Below are 16,061 nucleotides of genomic sequence, written 5' to 3' on the forward strand. Positions count from 1 at the left end.
TCCCCCCGGATCCTTAACAACAGCCTTTAGCTGCTTCGATTTTATCTTTCATATCAGGTAAACTTTCATAAATGCAGGTCAAATACGGTTTATCCGTCTTAACCAGTGAATAGTACACCCATTGTCCCCTGCGGCTTTCATTCACAAGGCCTGCAGATTTCAGCTTTCTTAAATGCTGGCTCGCATTGGGCTGGGACATGCCCGTAATATCCGTAATATCACATACGCATAATTCCCGGTCCCTAAGTAAGGTGACAATCGATAGCCGGGTCTTGTCGGACAAGAGCTTCAAGATATCCGCCATTTCTTGTATAGAGTCATCCAATATGGGTCCTCCTTTAATACTTCCTAGTACTTCCTATTACATTCAGTACGGTCATAATCATATGCTTACGCAATTATATAATCAAGTGGTGATATTGTAAATGAATCGGCAGCCAATGTAAAAAAGGCCCTCGAGGGGCCCTACTCCATGATATAGCTGCAAACCGTCCCTGCTACTTCCCCTCAGCGCTGCCTCGTATGACTTCTTTGTCACGGAAGACCATCTTCAACAGAAAAGGCGTAACCAGCGTTGTGAAAATAACCACAACCACCAGCACAGTGAAGTACTCCTGTTCCAACAGTCCGCTTTCCAAACCGATCGTAGCGATAATCAAGGCCACTTCCCCGCGCGACACCATCCCTGATCCGATTCCAAGAGAAGAACGGGTCGAAAATCCGGTAAGCCTTGCTCCCAACCCGGATCCAAGCAGCTTGGTCAGGATTGCAACGATGGTGAGAATGGCAATTAAGCCGATCTGGTCACCTATGCCGTCAAAAGAGACGGAAAACCCGACACTGACAAAAAAGATGGGGACAAATATAGCATAGGCGATCGGTTCCAGCTTATGCTCCACTTCTTCTTTATAGCTGGTCTGGGAAATGGCTAAACCGGCGGCAAATGCGCCGATAATGCCGGCCACACCCAACTGTTCGGCGACAAAGGCCAAGAAGAAGCAAACGATCAATCCGGCGCTGATCACCGATTCTGTAACACGGAGCGGAGCAAGCAGTTTCATTACCCACTTTGCGCCTTTCCATATCATGAATCCTGCAGCGATGAAAAAGAGAAACTTTTTGCTAATCACTAGGGCAAGATTCACTTCTTCTCCTCCAAATATACTCATGACAAAAGCCAGAAGAACAACCACCATAATGTCGTCGATAATCGCCGCGCCTAATATAGTAGTACTTTCGCGGCTTTTCATCATATCCAGTTCTTTTAACGATTGCACGGATATGCTGACAGACGTCGCGGAAAGCAGCAACCCCAGGAAAATCGCATGCGGCGTATCCATCCCGATCCACGTACCAACCAAGTATCCCCCTGCAAACGGAAGAAGAATGCCCCCTGTTGCAACAGCCATCGAGGATTTGAACGAGCGTTTGAGCTCATCCAGATCCGTCTCCAGACCGGCAATAAACATCAACAGCAGCACACCGATCTCACTCAGTTCATCAATCATTTCCGAGTTATCGATCCAACCCAGCAGGGCCGGCCCAATGATTACACCAATGATCAGCTTTCCCACTACGGCCGGCTGCCCTGCCCGGACAGACAGATCCCCTGCAAGCTTGGTTGAAAGCAGAATGATGAGAATCGTAATAAAGAACATAGAATTACCTCCTTTAAAATGATGTGTAGTATGCCCAAAAAAAGACAAAAAGAGCCCGCTGTGTGCAGGCTCCTCCAAGAAAACAAATATTCAGTTGTTTCACCGATAATAATTAACTCTAAGATACCATGCTCTCGTCAGGCTGGCAACATAAAGGATCTTTTCCAAAGGATTTTTTTTAACTGAACCACCCTAGCCACCCCTTGCTTCCTCTAACTATTACATAGACGATTCGCCCTCTGTTTTAGTTACTTTTTCCTGTTCAACAAATTCATGTATAACATCTGCAACATATCATCCGCCTATGCCGTTTATAAGCATGTCACTATATTTTGGAAAGTGCAAAGGAGATATGAAGATGAAAAAGACATCAGGAATTACCGCTTTGCTATCGGCTGCTTTACTATTAACCGTAGGTTCCACAAGCTACGCTGCCCAAAATTCATTTGTTGACCTGGATAAGGTGCCGCAAAAAATCTATATCGAAGGCCTGGCTCAAAAAGGAGTCGTTCACGGCATGCCTAACGCGCATTTCAAGCCAAACCAGCAAATCACTCTGGCTGAAGGCATGACCATGATTACGCAAGCGTTCCACCTGGAAACGTTTAAAGATGCTGAGGACGCGTCGAAATCTGCTCCTGAGCTGCAAGCCAACTCCTGGTACGCGGAATATGTTTCGATCGCCGCTGCGAAAGGAATGGCGCTGCCTGAGAAATTTGTAGCCTCAACTAAGCTGAACAAAGAAGATTTCGTATATCACCTGGTTCGCGCCATGGAGATTACCGGCGGATTCCCGCTGATCAAGCTGATTCCTATCGACATTGCCGATGAGAAACAAATGACTCCAGCCTACCAGGGCTCGATTCAGCGTGCGCTTCACTATAAACTCATCGAGCTGGACAGCAAAGGGAACGTAAACCCGAAAGCCAAGCTGACCCGCGCGGAAGCTGCCGAAATTCTGTATAAAGCCTCCGTTCTTTATGACAAAATGCTAACCATCAACAAAGCAAATGGACAACCCGCATCCGAAGGCGGACGCTGGATGTACCTGCCGGAAGGCGTAACTCCTGCTGATAACGAATAACATTTACGTATATTAGTATCGCTAAGCAAAATAAGGGACTGTCCCATGGGACAGCCCCTTTTTCATTTGCCTCTTATCCAATCGGAACGCGGTACGGAAACGTATGCCACACCCCGAAATTATCCTTCACCGTTAATCCCCGTTGTCCGCCCGAAGCTGCATCCGTATAGAACGGATAGCTCCGTCCTTGCGTGAAATTCCCTAGGTAATTCCCTTGGAACGTAACGGGCGCGTCACTGAACCGGATTCGGTTCGCCGTTATATTAGTAACGGTCGTCCGTTCTGTGGAGTTTCCGTAGTTCTGCTGCGTTGTTTTTTGCACCGGACTTTGGGAAATCAGCAGATTTACGTCCCGTTGCAATCCTGCAACCACATTTTGATAAGAAAAGAAATCAGGCAGAAAATTGTAGGAACGGTCCAGATAAGGATCGTAATTGACCGGAATCCCGTAATAGTAAGGGGCGTAGTACACCGGATAACACTCCTTTCATCTTATATTCCATGATATTCGCCTAGTTTGGCCATTGTGAATTGAAAGTTATATTTTACATATTTTTGAAATCTACCTCACTTGGTATTGCGCTGCTGGCGGGCGCGGCTTTCGGCCCAGGAGGGAGATAGTACCTGCAGCTCCCAAAAGTACCTTTGGAGGAGCGCGGTAGTGTTCACATGGGTGAGGCAGCCAGGTCATACGGAAGCTTCTATTTATTCGTTCCTGTTCGACTTGCGAATTTCTGTTTTTATCAGATTCAACTCACTTTTCAATTCGTGCAGTTGACTGGATAAGTTGTGCTTAACGTACAGACTGACAACTATCAGAACGATAATCAACAGTAAACACATCATGTTATCGACTCCCTCTTCTTTTGAATTCTTATGATAGTTTGATCAAAAGTTGAAAGATAGTGGGGATTTCTTACAAAGAATCCATTGACCTCCAGCACTTTCATTAGCTATAAAGAAGTTAACCGGTTTTTTATAAATTATTTTAAATGGAGTGTCGATCCTGATATTACCCGTTCGTTGTACATATAGAGAGGCCAATGAAAACCAGGAGGAGATTGAAAATGAGATTCATGATGATCGTAAAAGCAACCAAAGATTCCGAGGCCGGCATCATGCCTAGCCAAGAGCTTTTTGATGCCATGTCGAGGTACAACGAGGAGTTAGCAAGGGCGGGTGTGCTGGTCGCTGCAGAAGGGCTCCACCCAACTTCGGGCGCGATTCGCATCTCCTATCCCGAACCCGGCGGAAAGCCGAAGGTGGTCGACGGTCCATTTACAGAAGCGAAGGAGCTGATTGCCGGTTTCACCTTGATCGACGTGAAGTCAAAAGAAGAGGCGATCGAGTGGGCGATGCGGATGCCGGACCCGCACGGCTTCGGGGAAGGGGAACTTGAGCTGCGCCAGGTGTTCGAGATGCCGGAACTGACCCAAGACCCGGAGGCATTAGCCAGAGTGAATGAACTGCAGGCACAAGTCACCAGGAAGCCGAAGTCGTGAAGGAATCTGCAGTCCATCGCACCATAGATGGAATTTGGAGAATCGAGTCGGCTAAAATTATTGCCGGCCTCGCACGTATGGTACGCGATGTCGGGCTTGCCGAGGATCTGGCACAAGAAGCACTGATCATCGCGCTGGAGAAATGGCCCGAGACGGGCATACCCGACAACCCGGGAGCTTGGCTGATGACAACCGCGAAACGACGGGCTATCGATCACCTGCGGAGAAACAAGCTGCGCGACCGCAAATACGAGGAGCTTGGCTGGGAAATCGAACGACAGCATGAGCCGGATTGGGATGAAGCGCTCGACGATCCCATTGGCGATGACCTCCTGCGCCTCATCTTCACCACTTGCCATCCTGTCCTTTCCGCGGAGGCTCGCGTAGCGCTGACGCTGCGGCTTCTCGGAGGATTAACGACGGAAGACATCGCCAGCGCGTTTCTTGTTCCGGTGCCGACCGTCGCCCAGCGGATCGTTCGAGCAAAGCGCACACTTGCAGCAGCACGCGTTCCTTTCGAGGTGCCGCCGAAAACCGAGCTGGCGGAACGGTTGTCGTCTGTGCTCGAGGTCATCTACCTCATGTTCAACGAAGGGTACGCCGCATCTTCCGGAGGAAGCGTGCTTCGCCCCCTACTCTGTGAAGAGGCGCTGCGGCTTGGACGGACCCTCGCTGAGATCGTTCCGGAAGAGCCGGAAGTCCATGGACTCGTAGCATTAATGGAAATTCAATCGTCGAGATTCAGGGCGCGGGTCAGCCCGAACGGAGAACCGATTTTGCTCATGGATCAAAACCGGGCGCTATGGGATTACTTACTCATCCGCCGGGGTTTGGCCGCTATCGAAAGAGCCGAGCGTCTTGGCAGAGTGTTCGGTCCCTATCTGATTCAAGCCTCGATCGCGGCTTGTCACGCCAGCGCCCGCACGGCTTCGGAGACGGACTGGGTCCGAATTTCGGCGCTTTACGATGCTCTCTCTCAAACCGCACCATCGCCCGTCGTCGAACTGAATCGTGCTGTCGCGCTCTCCATGGCGTTCGGCCCGGAAGTAGGGCTAGACATCGTCGACGCGTTACTGCAAGAACCGTCCCTGCAAAATTATCATCTTTTACCCAGTGTACGAGGGGACTTCCTTATGAAGCTGGATCGAAAGCAAGAAGCATGTTCGGAATTCAAACGTGCCGCTGCACTGGCGCGCAATGAGAAGGAGCGCGCACTGCTCTTAAAGCGTGCATCCGAATGCGCAGTACAGTAAGACCAGGAATGAGAGGAGAAATTCATATGAGTCAAGAGATTACCGAGTTTATCGAGAACGTAAAAGAGCCGTGGCAAGCCCAGTTATGCCATGACTTGCGCCAAGTTGTTCACAGTGTCATTCCCGACGTTCAGGAGCGCATCCAGTACAACAAGCCCCATTTCCTGAAGAACAAAAAATATGCTGCGGTCATCTCGAATTCAAAAGATGCGGTTAGCTTCACGATCTTCAACGCGGCGGGGCTGGAATTGCCCGAAGGATTGTTCGACGGCCCGCCGGAGCGGAAGACGATGAAATTCCGCAATGGCCAACAGGTTGAAGACGAAATGCTGACCCCTCTGCTAAGACAAGCCTCCAGTACGCTATGAGATAAACCTCGCTAATAAGATTTCTTATGTGGGGGAAAACAAAAACCGCCCGTCATTGGGCGGTTTTCTATTTTGGAGAACTCATAGCCTTTATAAGGTACGGAAGACACTTTGAGCAACCAATTCCTCCTTGCTCAACGTTTGCTTCACATTGTTCTTCCGCTCTACAAACTCTACTTTCCCGTTGGATGCTTCCTTCCCGACCACAATCCGATAAGGGATGCCCAAGAGATCGGAATCGTTGAACTTGATACCCGCACGCTCATCCCGGTCGTCGAAAAGCACCTCCATCCCTTGCCTCTGAAGCGTTTCATACAGCTCGTTTGCTAACGTTACTTGGGCTTCATCTTTTGTAGAAATTACAATCAAGTGAACTTGGTAAGGGGCGATGGCCTGCGGCCAAATGATGCCCCGGTCATCGTGACTTTGCTCGACAATGGCGGATAGCAGCCGGGAGACCCCAATCCCATAACACCCCATAATCATGGTCTGCTCTCTGCCGTTCGAATCGAGATACCGCGCGCCTAACGGATCGCTGTATTTTGTACCCAGTTTAAAGACATGGCCCACCTCAATTCCCTTATAAAAGGTTAGTTCTCCCTCCTGACAATTTGGACACCGATCTCCTTCTTCTGCATTTCTAAAATCACCAGTTTGTTCAATGGAAAAATCACGGCCCGGGACAACATGGATAACATGGGCATCCGTTTCATTGGCCCCGCAGACGCCTGCCGCCATCTGTAAAACTGCGAAGTCCACCAATACTGGAATCTTCATGCCAATAGGACCTGCAAAACCGGCTGAGACCCCAACGGCTTTTTGAATAGCTTCCGGATCGGCCAAACCGAGTGTCTCTGCGCCCAAATAATGTTTCACTTTAATTTCGTTCACTTCATGATCCCCGCGGATGACTACAGCAACGGGTTGATCGTCAGCCATGTAGATCAGTGTTTTCATAATCTCCTGAGGTGCAGCCTCAAGGAATTGGGAGAGCTGCTCTATGGTGCGTACGTTGGGAGTATGGATTTTTTGAATGGGCTCCGTCGTTGGCTGGTTCTTGCCCTGTGCTTGCTCTCCCGATTTTGCCATCTCCAAATTGGCGGCGTATCCGCAGTTCGAACAAGTTGCAACGGTGTCCTCCCCAACCTCGGCGAGCGCCATAAATTCGTGGGTTTCCCCCTCGCCGCCTATTGCTCCGGCATCCGCTTCTACCGCCCTGAAGTTCAATCCGCACCGTTGAAAAATACGCTCATATGCCTCGTACATGTTCCTGTAAGAGTGATCTAACCCCTCCCACGAAGTGTCGAAGGAATAGGCATCTTTCATCAAAAATTCTCTCCCCCGAAGCAATCCAAAACGCGGCCGCCGTTCATCACGAAACTTCGTTTGGATTTGATACAGAGTCACCGGCATTTTGCGATACGAACCGATTTCTTGTTTCACCAAAGCAGTAATGACCTCTTCATGGGTCGGTCCTAAGGCGAACTCGCGGTCGTGGCGGTCTCGCAAGCGGATGAGCTCCGGGCCGTAAGCATCATAACGCCCTGAATCTTTCCAGAGCTCCGCAGGCTGCAACGCCGGCATTAACAGCTCCTGTGCACCGGCCCGATCCAACTCTTCGCGGATGATTCGCTCTATATTACGCAGCACTCGCCACCCTAGCGGCAAATAGGAATAAACTCCGGCAGCTAACTGCCGTATGAATCCCCCTCTTAACAAAAGCTGATGACTGACAGCCTCCGCATCGGAAGGCGCTTCCCGTAACGTGTTGACGAATAATTTAGATTGTTTCATGGCAAGTCCTCCTTTTAGATACAAAAAAATAAAAAGACACACTCGTCAGGGACGAATGTGTCGTGGTACCACCCTAAATGTAACCGCAGTTCATCATGGCGGTCCTCAATCCGAATAACGGTCGGCTACCGGCAGCGGATACTATGTTCACCGTTGCAGCTCACAAGGCGGGGATGTTCCGTTTCGGGGAGGACCTTTCAGCTCTAGGATCCCTCTCTGCGCCGCCGAATACTCCAAAACATGCTCCTTGGTCAAGGCTGTTGCTGAAATATATTGTTACTGATGATATACGATAGGGCCCTGCCTAGTCAAGATATTAGCTCACTTTTAGACTGCCAGGTGGTTGGAACCAGCAATAGTTGATTTTTGCTTTTTGTGATAACAGATGTAGGAACCTGCAATCAAGGCAAATCCGATCAGGAAAAACACCCATCCACTCACCGGGTCGCCTACTGCAATCGTGGAATACATGGCTCCTGCCAGATCAAATGTGAGACCTGCGTAAGCCCATTCTTTGATTCGCGGAAAACCGGGGATCAAAATAGCTGCTACACCTAACAGTTTGGCGACGCCAAGGAAAGGCAACAGATAGGAAGGATATCCTAAATGCTCGAATCCATCCACCGCAGCAGGTATCGAAAGCAGATCCGGGATGGCGCCTCCCCCCATTAAGAAAACTAATAATCCTGTGAAGATCCAGTACATGATATTTAACTTTTTCAATGTGCTTCACTCCTCTTCTTAATCTTATCTTACTTGCAGCGAAGCCAGGAGCTTCTCAAGACGATCCAGCGTTTGGTTACCGCCCTCAATGGCTCCGTATTCCTTCACTACGTAATTCCGTTCTTCCGCTGTTTTGAACAGCATTCTCATGTTGACCAGCGTCTTTACTCCTTCTTCGGCAAACGTTACTGTTGTTTGAAATTGACCCGGACTGTCCTCGTCGCCATCTCCCGCTGAATAAACAAGACGTTCCGGCTGCCGCACCTCAATAAACACGTTATGATTCGGGTAATCCACACCGTCAGGTCCGTGCATTACGTACTTCCAAACACCGCCGGTTTTCAATTCGAACTCCTGCAGCGTAATGGTAAAACCTTCGGGCCCCCACCAATGATTCAGATGCTCAGGCCGGGTCCATGCCTCCCATACGAGCTCCCGTGGAGCATTCAAAGTACGGTTTATCACGATTTCCCGATCCTGCATGTTTACCTCAGTTTGATTAGTATTGTTATTAGTCATGCTTCATGCCTCCATTGTTTATAGTTACTGTTTAGAATAAATAATGGCGGTTAGTTTGCGCTGAACTTTGATAACATGAATTCATGCCCCGCCTTTGTACATCTCATTAAGATCATCCTGCAAAAACAATATACCATATAAGGAATATTCCTGTAAAGGAATATTTAAAAATATTTGTACCATCTGCCAGAATCGAAAAAAGCGACAATCGTGGACGAAAATAAGAAGTCCTAGATTGCCGCCGCATAAATACACTTACTCAAAATGATTCCTCTGAATGATTATGAAATCCTAAAGTTCTCTCCTTCCCACCGAAATGATATAAGCAGCATTGTGCATATCAAAACGTTGAGTCACGGTGACAAAAGCATCTTTCTTCACTTCCGGTACTTTTTTATAAATTGGTTTTGTATAGGAATCGGTAGAAAAGCCTTTTTTATTCTTGAAGGAGACGAGCGGATGGATATCCGATTTTCCTGCGGGAATGGTGCTCCTCCCTGAACTATTTTGGGCTGTAATGGACAACGAGGAAGATGTTACTGAAAACGACTTTACATGAAACGCGCCGTCTGCGTGACCGGAAGTGAAATCATTGCCTTGAAAATCTAGAAACGGCTGGAAATCATCTTCATTGGATCGTCACCTGCTCGCGGGAGGTTTCCAGTTCGGGCGCAAGCGAGGGCTGCCTCATTTCCTCCACATGGTACAGCGGGCGGCGCTTGACTTCGCGGTAGATTTTGCCTATGTACTCTCCTACCAATCCCAACGCAACGAGCTGCACGCCGCCGATGAACCAGACGGACACCATAAGGGACGACCAGCCCGAGACGGTGGCTCCCTGCCATTTTCGCACCACGACATAACAACCTACCACGATACTCACCGCAAAAAGCAGAAACCCTATCAAAGTGACCCACCGGATGGGCCTCACCGAAAAGGAAGTGATCCCGTCCAGTGCAAAAGCCAGCATTTTTCTCAAAGGATATTTGGACTCTCCGGCGAACCGTTCCCCGCGGTCATATGTAACGACAACGGACCGGAATCCGATCAGAGGAATGATCCCTCTTAAAAACAAGTTCACTTCCTTATAACGTTCCAGCTGCTGCAGCACGGCCCGGCTCATCAGGCGGTAATCCGCATGGTTATAAATGAGCGGCACGCCAAGCCGGTTCATAAATTTGTAGAAGGATTGGGCGGTGAATCTTTTGAAAAAGGTATCGGAGCTGCGCTCCCCGCGCACGCCGTACACTACGTCGAACCCTTCCCGGTATTTCCGCACAAACGACCTCACCGCACCGACGTCATCCTGCAAATCCGCATCCATCGAAACGACGCAGTCCGCCGATTCTTTGGCATGGAGCAGCCCGGCTAGCAGTGCCGCCTGGTGCCCGCTGTTGCCGGCCAACTTTAATCCTCCCACACCCGGCATCATCCGGCTGTAAGATTCGATCAACGCCCAGGTGCGGTCCCTGCTGCCGTCATCTACCAGCAAAATGGAGCTTTTGGGGGAAATCAGCTGCTCCGACTGCAACAGCTTTAGTTCCTCCGTCAATCTCGAGACCGCTTCCGGCAGCACTTCCTCCTCGTTATAACAAGGCACAACTATATATAAAACAGGAATTTCACGCCGTTCTCTCATAACTACCTCTCATCTCAGGAAGAATTCTAGTAAATAGGATATAAACTACCAGTAATTAACTCCATTAGTTTACCTGCGGCTAACTAAATCTGTAAACCTCCGGGGTCAAAATCATACTTGCGAACTAATCCTGCCTTCCAGCACCTCCCTATTCTATAGCGATTCATGGTATGGTAAAAACGGACATAATTTCCCAATCTTATCTAAAAGGACAGGTGCTTCCTCTTGAATCAGACAATGCAGGCTATTCATGTAACCGGATACGAAGGGATTACCTCCCTCCGCGTAGGCGAGGCTCCAGTCCCCGTCATTAGCAATAACGAGGTGCTCATTCGCGTGAGCTGCAGTTCGATCAATCCGTCCGATCTTCTATTTATTGAGGGGAACTATGGCGTGAAGCTGCCGCTTCCTTGTATAGGCGGCATCGAAGGCAGCGGTACTGTGGTAGAAGCAGGCAACAGCCTGTTTGCCCGCAGGCTGAAAGGCAAGCGGGTCGCTTTTGCGGGTGCGGCATGCGGGGCTTGGGCGGAATACATCAAGGTGGACGCTATGGCGTGTATGCCTTTGCCGAAGGGTGTGTCGGATGAGCAGGGCGCGGTGTTCTTCGTGAACCCGCTTAGCGCCATAGCCATTCTCCGCACTGCCCAAAAGCACAAGTCGCCAGCTGTAGTTCACACTGCAGGTGCCAGTGCCGTAGGTAAACTGCTGGTGAGGATCGCGCCGCATATGGGCGTGCAGGTCATCAGCGTCGTGCGCCGGGAATCACAGGCGGAAACACTGCGAGGTCTGGGTGCGGTGCACGTCGTTAACAGCGAATCGGCTGATTTTGATGCGGAACTGCGGCGGCTGGCCTCCGAGCTAAAAGCTGCCGTCAGCTTCGACGCCGTCGGCGGCTCGCTCGCAGGCCGCGTGCTGACCGCCATGCCGGACGGTTCGACACTTTATCAGTACGGCCTGCTTTCGGCAGATCCCGTCACGACGGCCGATGCCGACCAGATCGTGTTCCACCGCAAAAGCGTCCGCGGCTTCTGGGCCGTCGACTGGGTGAAGGAACAGTCGATCTTCAGTATGCTTTCGCTGCAATCGGCAATGAACAAATGGATCGGCAGTGAAATCCAGACCGACATCAGCCGCACCTATCCGCTTAGCCAGGCAATGGAGGCCATCGCCTACTATGAAGCCAACATGAGTGCGGGCAAGGTGCTGTTGGTGCCGGGGCGGTGAGTTACTGACTAAGTTGCTGCCGGCCTGCGGGGAGAGTTACTGACTAAGTTGCTGTTGTTGGCCAGCGGGTGGATTTTGTTGGTGCCTGTCGGGTAGAGTTTTCGATTTAGCTGCTGTTGGTACCGGGGCGGGATAAAGGTTTAGTGTGTTCTTTGAGTGCTCTTGAGGTTAACCAGGTTTGTGCCGAGCATGCAGTATGAGAATGTTGTATTTTTTACAACATTTGTGACCGATTTGACCCTCAAACGGCCGAATGTTGCATATTCTACAACAATTTGGAGTCCTACCGCACGTTTGGAGCACAGATTGTTGTATATCGTGCAACATGATCACTTTTAGGTGCGAAAACACCTAAAATATGTTGTACGTTTTACAACTTTCGAGCCAACGCCCGTGGCAGGGGACCGCATGAAATGGAAAAGGAGCTGCCCTACAGAGTTACAACAACTCTGGGGACAGCTCCTTTATGTTATCGCTTCAGCACAGCCGCCAAACCGGCAAGCAGTTCCGCCTGCTTAGCCGTTAACCGCTTGCCCGCATAAGAGCGTACTTCTGCGATGTAATCATCGTACTTTTTCATCTCCAGCTTCTTCACAAGCGAGGCTGCCACCCGGTCAGCACCGGCTCCCGTTACGAACCGTTTCGTTAGAGCAGCAAGGCTGTCAATCGTGACCACTACCTCGTACTCCGCCGAAGCTGTGCCGACATGCCCTGCGGCATCCGTCGCTGTCGCGGTAACAGCATGGCGTCCCACGCCCAGCTCATACGCCGGCGCATCCACCAAAGCCGCGCCGCACGAATCGCTTGCCACGCCGGAAACGGCATCCGCTGCGGTACAAGTAATCTTCACCGTCTGATCTACGGTGTATACGCCGCCGACGCCGCTGATTTTGACCACCGGCGCGGCCAAGTCGATCGCGACTGCAACAGACTTCGCCTCTTCCCTGTTCCCGGCCGCGTCAACCGAGCGGTACAACACCGTATGCTTTCCTTCCGCACCTAAAGTCACCGCTTCACCGTTCCCATGAACCTGCCAAGTCACACCGCCGTCTACGCTTACTTCGGTTACAGCTACCCCGGACAACTCATCCGTCGCAGTGAACGCAACCGACACCGCGGAGCCATACCAGTCACCCTGTTTCTTGCCCGACACTACAGCCCAAGTTACAGGTGCCGTTACGTCCGGAGTATTCGTCAAAGTAACACTGTTACTAGCACCGCTTTCATTATGCAGACGGTCAACCGCCGTTACGACATAAGTGTACTGCTGTCCCTCCACTGCCGAAGTATCAACGAACACGCCGTTCGCCGCATCCGCAGCCCGCCGAACCTTCCCGACGATACGGGACGGATCATCCAACGCTCCAGCCGTATTCCCGTCAAAACGGTACACCACATAATAAGCCGCATCCGATCCTGCCGCATCCTTCCATTTCAGCTCGACACCTGCAGCTCCGCGGCTTACAGCCGATTCCACCACAGCCGCAGCGGGAGCCGCACTGTCTATCCAAGGCATCGCAGGAACCAGCGCAGGGTAACGGTACAAGTCATGTTTCAACCGGTCCGTAAAGCCCAGCGGGTTTTCGGCGAACCATTTTGCGCTAAAGAACATACTTCCCTGCACATTCTCAAAATTGCGGTTGTACTTGATCTGATTGGGCACCTCATCCGGGCTCATCCAACCGTCTCCCGATCCGATGCGGTAGATGGCCTGCCCGCTGTACAGTTGAACATGTTTGCCCTGGACCGCCCCGCTCCACCATTCGGTCAACTTGTCATAAGCCGCCGGGGAGTAACCCAGGTACCAGTAAATCTGCGGAGTAATATAGTCGATCCACTCTTCGTCAATCCACTTTTTGGAATCCGCGTAAATTGCGTCGTAACTGCTCAAGCCGTTCGTGTCCGAGCCGGCCGGGTCGGTGCTTTTGTTCTTCCAGATGCCGAACGGGCTGATACCGAATTTAACATGGCTCTTGGCCTGTTTGATTTTAGCTGAAATCTCCTGAACGAACGTATTTACATTATTCCGGCGCCAGTCCGCTTTGTTCGCAAAACCCGCACCATACTGCTGATACTGCGCATCATCGGGGAAATCCACACCGGTTACAGGATAAGGGTAGAAATAGTCGTCAAAATGCACCGCATCGATGTCATACCCGTTGACCACTTCCATAATGCTGTCCTGGATAAAAGCTTTCGCCGCAGGAACACCCGGGTTATAGTACAACTTGCCGCCGTAGCTCACAACCCAATCCGGATGAAGACGAGCCGGATGGTCCGCCGTCAGCTTGGTGACATCGCTTTGAAGGCTGATGCGGTACGGGTTGAACCAGGCGTGGAACTCCATGTTGCGCTTGTGCACTTCTTCCAGCATGAAGGCCAGCGGATTATATCCCGGATCTTTGCCCTGGACTCCCGTCAACCATTCGGACCAAGGGCCATACTGCGAAGGGTAAAAAGAATCCGACGTCGGCTTCACCTGCATAATTACCGCGTTAATTCCCGCCGACTCCATCTGGTCCAGCATCGCGATGAAGGAGGCTTTTTGCTCGGCCTCGGTGACGACGCCTTTCGCCGGCCAGTCTACGTTATCGACGGTTGCGATCCAAGCTGCCCGCATTTCGCGCTTTGGCGCTGCCTGCTGCTTATTCACCGTAAGGTAGTAGCTGCTGGTTTTCCCGCCATAGGTTGCTGTAATGCGCGTTGCCCCTACAGCCAGTGCCGTTAACGTGCCGTCAGCCGCTACCGAAGCTGCCGCCGGGTTACTGCTGGTAAACTGCACGCCGCTGGTCAGTTCCACCGGTTCGGTCAACCACGTATAGGTGCCTGTTACCTTAGGCTTCAGCGTGTCCCCGATCGTCAGCGAGTTCAAGCCGAGCAGGTCGATACGCTGCAAAACCGGTACCGGTTCGCTAATCGTGAGCAGGTAGGAAGTAGAAACCCCTTCATAAGTCACCGTAATGGTCGACGTACCGGCTTTCAGCGCCTTCAACCCCCCTGCCGCGTCGATAAAAGCTACCGCCGGATTGCTGCTTGTGAAGACAGCGCCCTGCAGAACCGCAACCGGCTCCGTCAAACCAGCATAGGTCGCGTAAGCTTTCACCTTGCTGGCGGTCCCCGCTTCCAGCTTCGTCAGCGCCGTCACTTCCAGCTTGGCCGGCAGCGGCTTATCCGCTGTCACGTTCAAGTTGTAGACAGCCTGCGGAGCGCCGGCATAATCAGCCGTGACCGTTACCATGCCCGGCTGCAGCGCTTGTACGGTGCCGTCGGGGCCAACCGTCGCCACTTGCTCGTCAGAACTGCGAAAAGTCACGCCGCTCTCAATCAGCGCCGGCTCTACACTGCCGTTCGATGTCTGGAATACCGAGGCTTTTCCCGTCGTTCCCGCTTGGAGCGGCGTTAAGCCGGCAATGTCCAGCGCGGCGATCGGGGTATCCGCATACATGGCGCTGAGCTGATCGAAATACAGCCTGCCGCTGTTTTTGTTCGTATCCTTGGTCTCTACGATATACAGCTGCGTCAGTTTAATCGGGTAAACCACGGTGCTAGGGACAGCGACCGTGACGTATTTCCAGCCGGTCCAGCTCAAGCCGTTGCTTGCCGTGATGTCCAGCGTGGACACTTTGCCCGCGCTGTCACGCACCACTGCGCGCAGCCAGTGATTGCCCGCATCGCCGTATACCCACACGCCCAGCTTCACCGGATTTCCGGGAATGGACCGCCCCGCCGTGCCGTCCGGGTCTTTGAAGTTAATGTAAGCGGCCGAAGTGCCGATCGTACCTGTAAAATCATAGTCCAGCTTGGCAGCCCCATAGCCATAAAGCACAGGCTCAGGCCGGGACAACGGGTCCAGCTTCACACTGTTAGCTCTTGCTGAGGAGGGCGCCAGTTGAACCAGCGACTCAAACCCCTCGACAAGGGCAGGAGCAGCAGCATCAGCGGCATAAGCTCTTGGTAAAGCGCTTTCAAAAGTGGCTGTGAAAGTGTTGAGCGTAAGTATAAGAGCGGTTGTTACTGATAGGGTTTTTCGCAAACTTCGAACGGGAAAGGAAACGGACATTTCTTCACATCCTTTTTCAAGTTGGCCTTACGGTAGTCATGTACCTTTTTTGAGCAAATTCTACACCGCCATTAGGCAGACCGTGTACCACTCCCCTCTATGTACTTGAGTGCATCTCCAGTTGCTTCCCATTCAGTGTAATAAATAATATTTCAGTTTACAATACATAATTCAAAATTTTATTTCATAATAAAATTTTATTTCCCCAACCAACAAAAAAAGGGCTCCCTTGAGCCC

Annotated in this window: 13 protein-coding genes; 5 read left to right on the forward strand and 8 right to left on the reverse strand. The window is 51.2% G+C overall.

All coding sequences use genetic code 11. The annotated features are described in order from the left end of the window. Positions 1–13: 13 nt before the first annotated feature. Both ACFSUF_RS17765 and ACFSUF_RS17770 read right to left on the reverse strand, forming a co-directional pair. Entirely contained in the window at positions 14–304 is a 291-nt protein-coding gene (locus ACFSUF_RS17765) for an ArsR/SmtB family transcription factor (protein WP_377605290.1), read from the reverse strand. Positions 305–497: 193 nt separating this feature from the next. Then, positions 498–1,658: a cation:proton antiporter gene (locus tag ACFSUF_RS17770; RefSeq protein WP_377604934.1), complete on the reverse strand. Its 1,161-nt coding sequence runs from the start codon at positions 1,656–1,658 to the stop codon at positions 498–500. A 358-nt stretch (positions 1,659–2,016) separates the two neighbouring features. On the opposite strand from ACFSUF_RS17770, the gene ACFSUF_RS17775 reads away from it, so the two are divergent. After that, positions 2,017–2,742, forward strand: coding sequence for an S-layer homology domain-containing protein (locus tag ACFSUF_RS17775; protein WP_377604936.1), 726 nt, complete (start codon positions 2,017–2,019; stop codon positions 2,740–2,742). Between the two features lie 73 nt (positions 2,743–2,815). Here ACFSUF_RS17775 and ACFSUF_RS17780 read toward each other — a convergent pair whose 3' ends face one another. Then, positions 2,816–3,214: a hypothetical protein gene (locus tag ACFSUF_RS17780; protein ID WP_377604938.1), complete on the reverse strand. Its 399-nt coding sequence runs from the start codon at positions 3,212–3,214 to the stop codon at positions 2,816–2,818. A gap of 595 nt (positions 3,215–3,809) precedes the next feature. Between ACFSUF_RS17780 and ACFSUF_RS17785 the strand changes: the two genes are divergently transcribed. The 3 genes from ACFSUF_RS17785 to ACFSUF_RS17795 are packed head-to-tail and all read left to right on the forward strand — an operon-like array spanning position 3,810 to position 5,865. After that, on the forward strand, positions 3,810–4,244 hold the full coding sequence (locus ACFSUF_RS17785; protein WP_377604941.1) for a YciI family protein: 435 nt from the start codon (positions 3,810–3,812) through the stop codon (positions 4,242–4,244). Beyond that, a complete protein-coding gene (locus ACFSUF_RS17790; RefSeq protein ID WP_377604943.1) occupies positions 4,241–5,497 on the forward strand; it encodes an RNA polymerase sigma factor in 1,257 nt (418 codons plus the stop codon). The genes ACFSUF_RS17785 and ACFSUF_RS17790 overlap by 4 nt, the downstream gene beginning before the upstream one ends. Positions 5,498–5,523: 26 nt before the next feature. Further along, entirely contained in the window at positions 5,524–5,865 is a 342-nt protein-coding gene (locus tag ACFSUF_RS17795; protein WP_377604945.1) for a DUF1801 domain-containing protein, read from the forward strand. 90 nt (positions 5,866–5,955) lie between these two features. Here ACFSUF_RS17795 and ACFSUF_RS17800 read toward each other — a convergent pair whose 3' ends face one another. The 4 genes from ACFSUF_RS17800 to ACFSUF_RS17815 form a co-directional block, all read right to left on the reverse strand. Further along, positions 5,956–7,659 (reverse strand): proline--tRNA ligase, encoded by a 1,704-nt coding sequence (locus tag ACFSUF_RS17800; protein ID WP_377604947.1) that lies wholly within the window; start codon positions 7,657–7,659, stop codon positions 5,956–5,958. A 327-nt stretch (positions 7,660–7,986) separates the two neighbouring features. Beyond that, positions 7,987–8,382 (reverse strand): DoxX family protein, encoded by a 396-nt coding sequence (locus ACFSUF_RS17805; RefSeq protein WP_377604950.1) that lies wholly within the window; start codon positions 8,380–8,382, stop codon positions 7,987–7,989. Between the two features lie 24 nt (positions 8,383–8,406). Continuing rightward, positions 8,407–8,901: an SRPBCC family protein gene (locus ACFSUF_RS17810; protein WP_377604952.1), complete on the reverse strand. Its 495-nt coding sequence runs from the start codon at positions 8,899–8,901 to the stop codon at positions 8,407–8,409. A gap of 628 nt (positions 8,902–9,529) precedes the next feature. Beyond that, positions 9,530–10,540: a glycosyltransferase family 2 protein gene (locus ACFSUF_RS17815; RefSeq protein ID WP_377604954.1), complete on the reverse strand. Its 1,011-nt coding sequence runs from the start codon at positions 10,538–10,540 to the stop codon at positions 9,530–9,532. Positions 10,541–10,765: 225 nt separating this feature from the next. On the opposite strand from ACFSUF_RS17815, the gene ACFSUF_RS17820 reads away from it, so the two are divergent. Further along, entirely contained in the window at positions 10,766–11,764 is a 999-nt protein-coding gene (locus ACFSUF_RS17820; protein WP_377604956.1) for a zinc-binding dehydrogenase, read from the forward strand. Positions 11,765–12,233: 469 nt separating this feature from the next. Here ACFSUF_RS17820 and ACFSUF_RS17825 read toward each other — a convergent pair whose 3' ends face one another. Next, positions 12,234–15,824, reverse strand: coding sequence for a family 10 glycosylhydrolase (locus tag ACFSUF_RS17825; RefSeq protein ID WP_377604958.1), 3,591 nt, complete (start codon positions 15,822–15,824; stop codon positions 12,234–12,236). Positions 15,825–16,061: the final 237 nt, after the last annotated feature.

Origin of the sequence: Paenibacillus gansuensis, from assembly GCF_042684925.1 — a bacterium.
Lineage (GTDB): Bacteria > Bacillota > Bacilli > Paenibacillales > DY6 > Paenibacillus_N > Paenibacillus_N gansuensis.

Excerpts from the sequence above, each read along its gene's own strand:
- ACFSUF_RS17765 (WP_377605290.1), bottom strand. The coding sequence starts at position 304 with ATGGCGGATATCTTGAAGCTCTTGTCCGACAAGACCCGGCTATCGATT.
- ACFSUF_RS17770 (WP_377604934.1), bottom strand. The coding sequence starts at position 1,658 with ATGTTCTTTATTACGATTCTCATCATTCTGCTTTCAACCAAGCTTGCA.
- ACFSUF_RS17775 (WP_377604936.1), top strand. The coding sequence starts at position 2,017 with ATGAAAAAGACATCAGGAATTACCGCTTTGCTATCGGCTGCTTTACTA.
- ACFSUF_RS17785 (WP_377604941.1), top strand. The coding sequence starts at position 3,810 with ATGAGATTCATGATGATCGTAAAAGCAACCAAAGATTCCGAGGCCGGC.
- ACFSUF_RS17795 (WP_377604945.1), top strand. The coding sequence starts at position 5,524 with ATGAGTCAAGAGATTACCGAGTTTATCGAGAACGTAAAAGAGCCGTGG.
- ACFSUF_RS17800 (WP_377604947.1), bottom strand. The coding sequence starts at position 7,659 with ATGAAACAATCTAAATTATTCGTCAACACGTTACGGGAAGCGCCTTCC.
- ACFSUF_RS17810 (WP_377604952.1), bottom strand. The coding sequence starts at position 8,901 with ATGACTAATAACAATACTAATCAAACTGAGGTAAACATGCAGGATCGG.
- ACFSUF_RS17815 (WP_377604954.1), bottom strand. The coding sequence starts at position 10,540 with ATGAGAGAACGGCGTGAAATTCCTGTTTTATATATAGTTGTGCCTTGT.
- ACFSUF_RS17825 (WP_377604958.1), bottom strand. The coding sequence starts at position 15,824 with ATGTCCGTTTCCTTTCCCGTTCGAAGTTTGCGAAAAACCCTATCAGTA.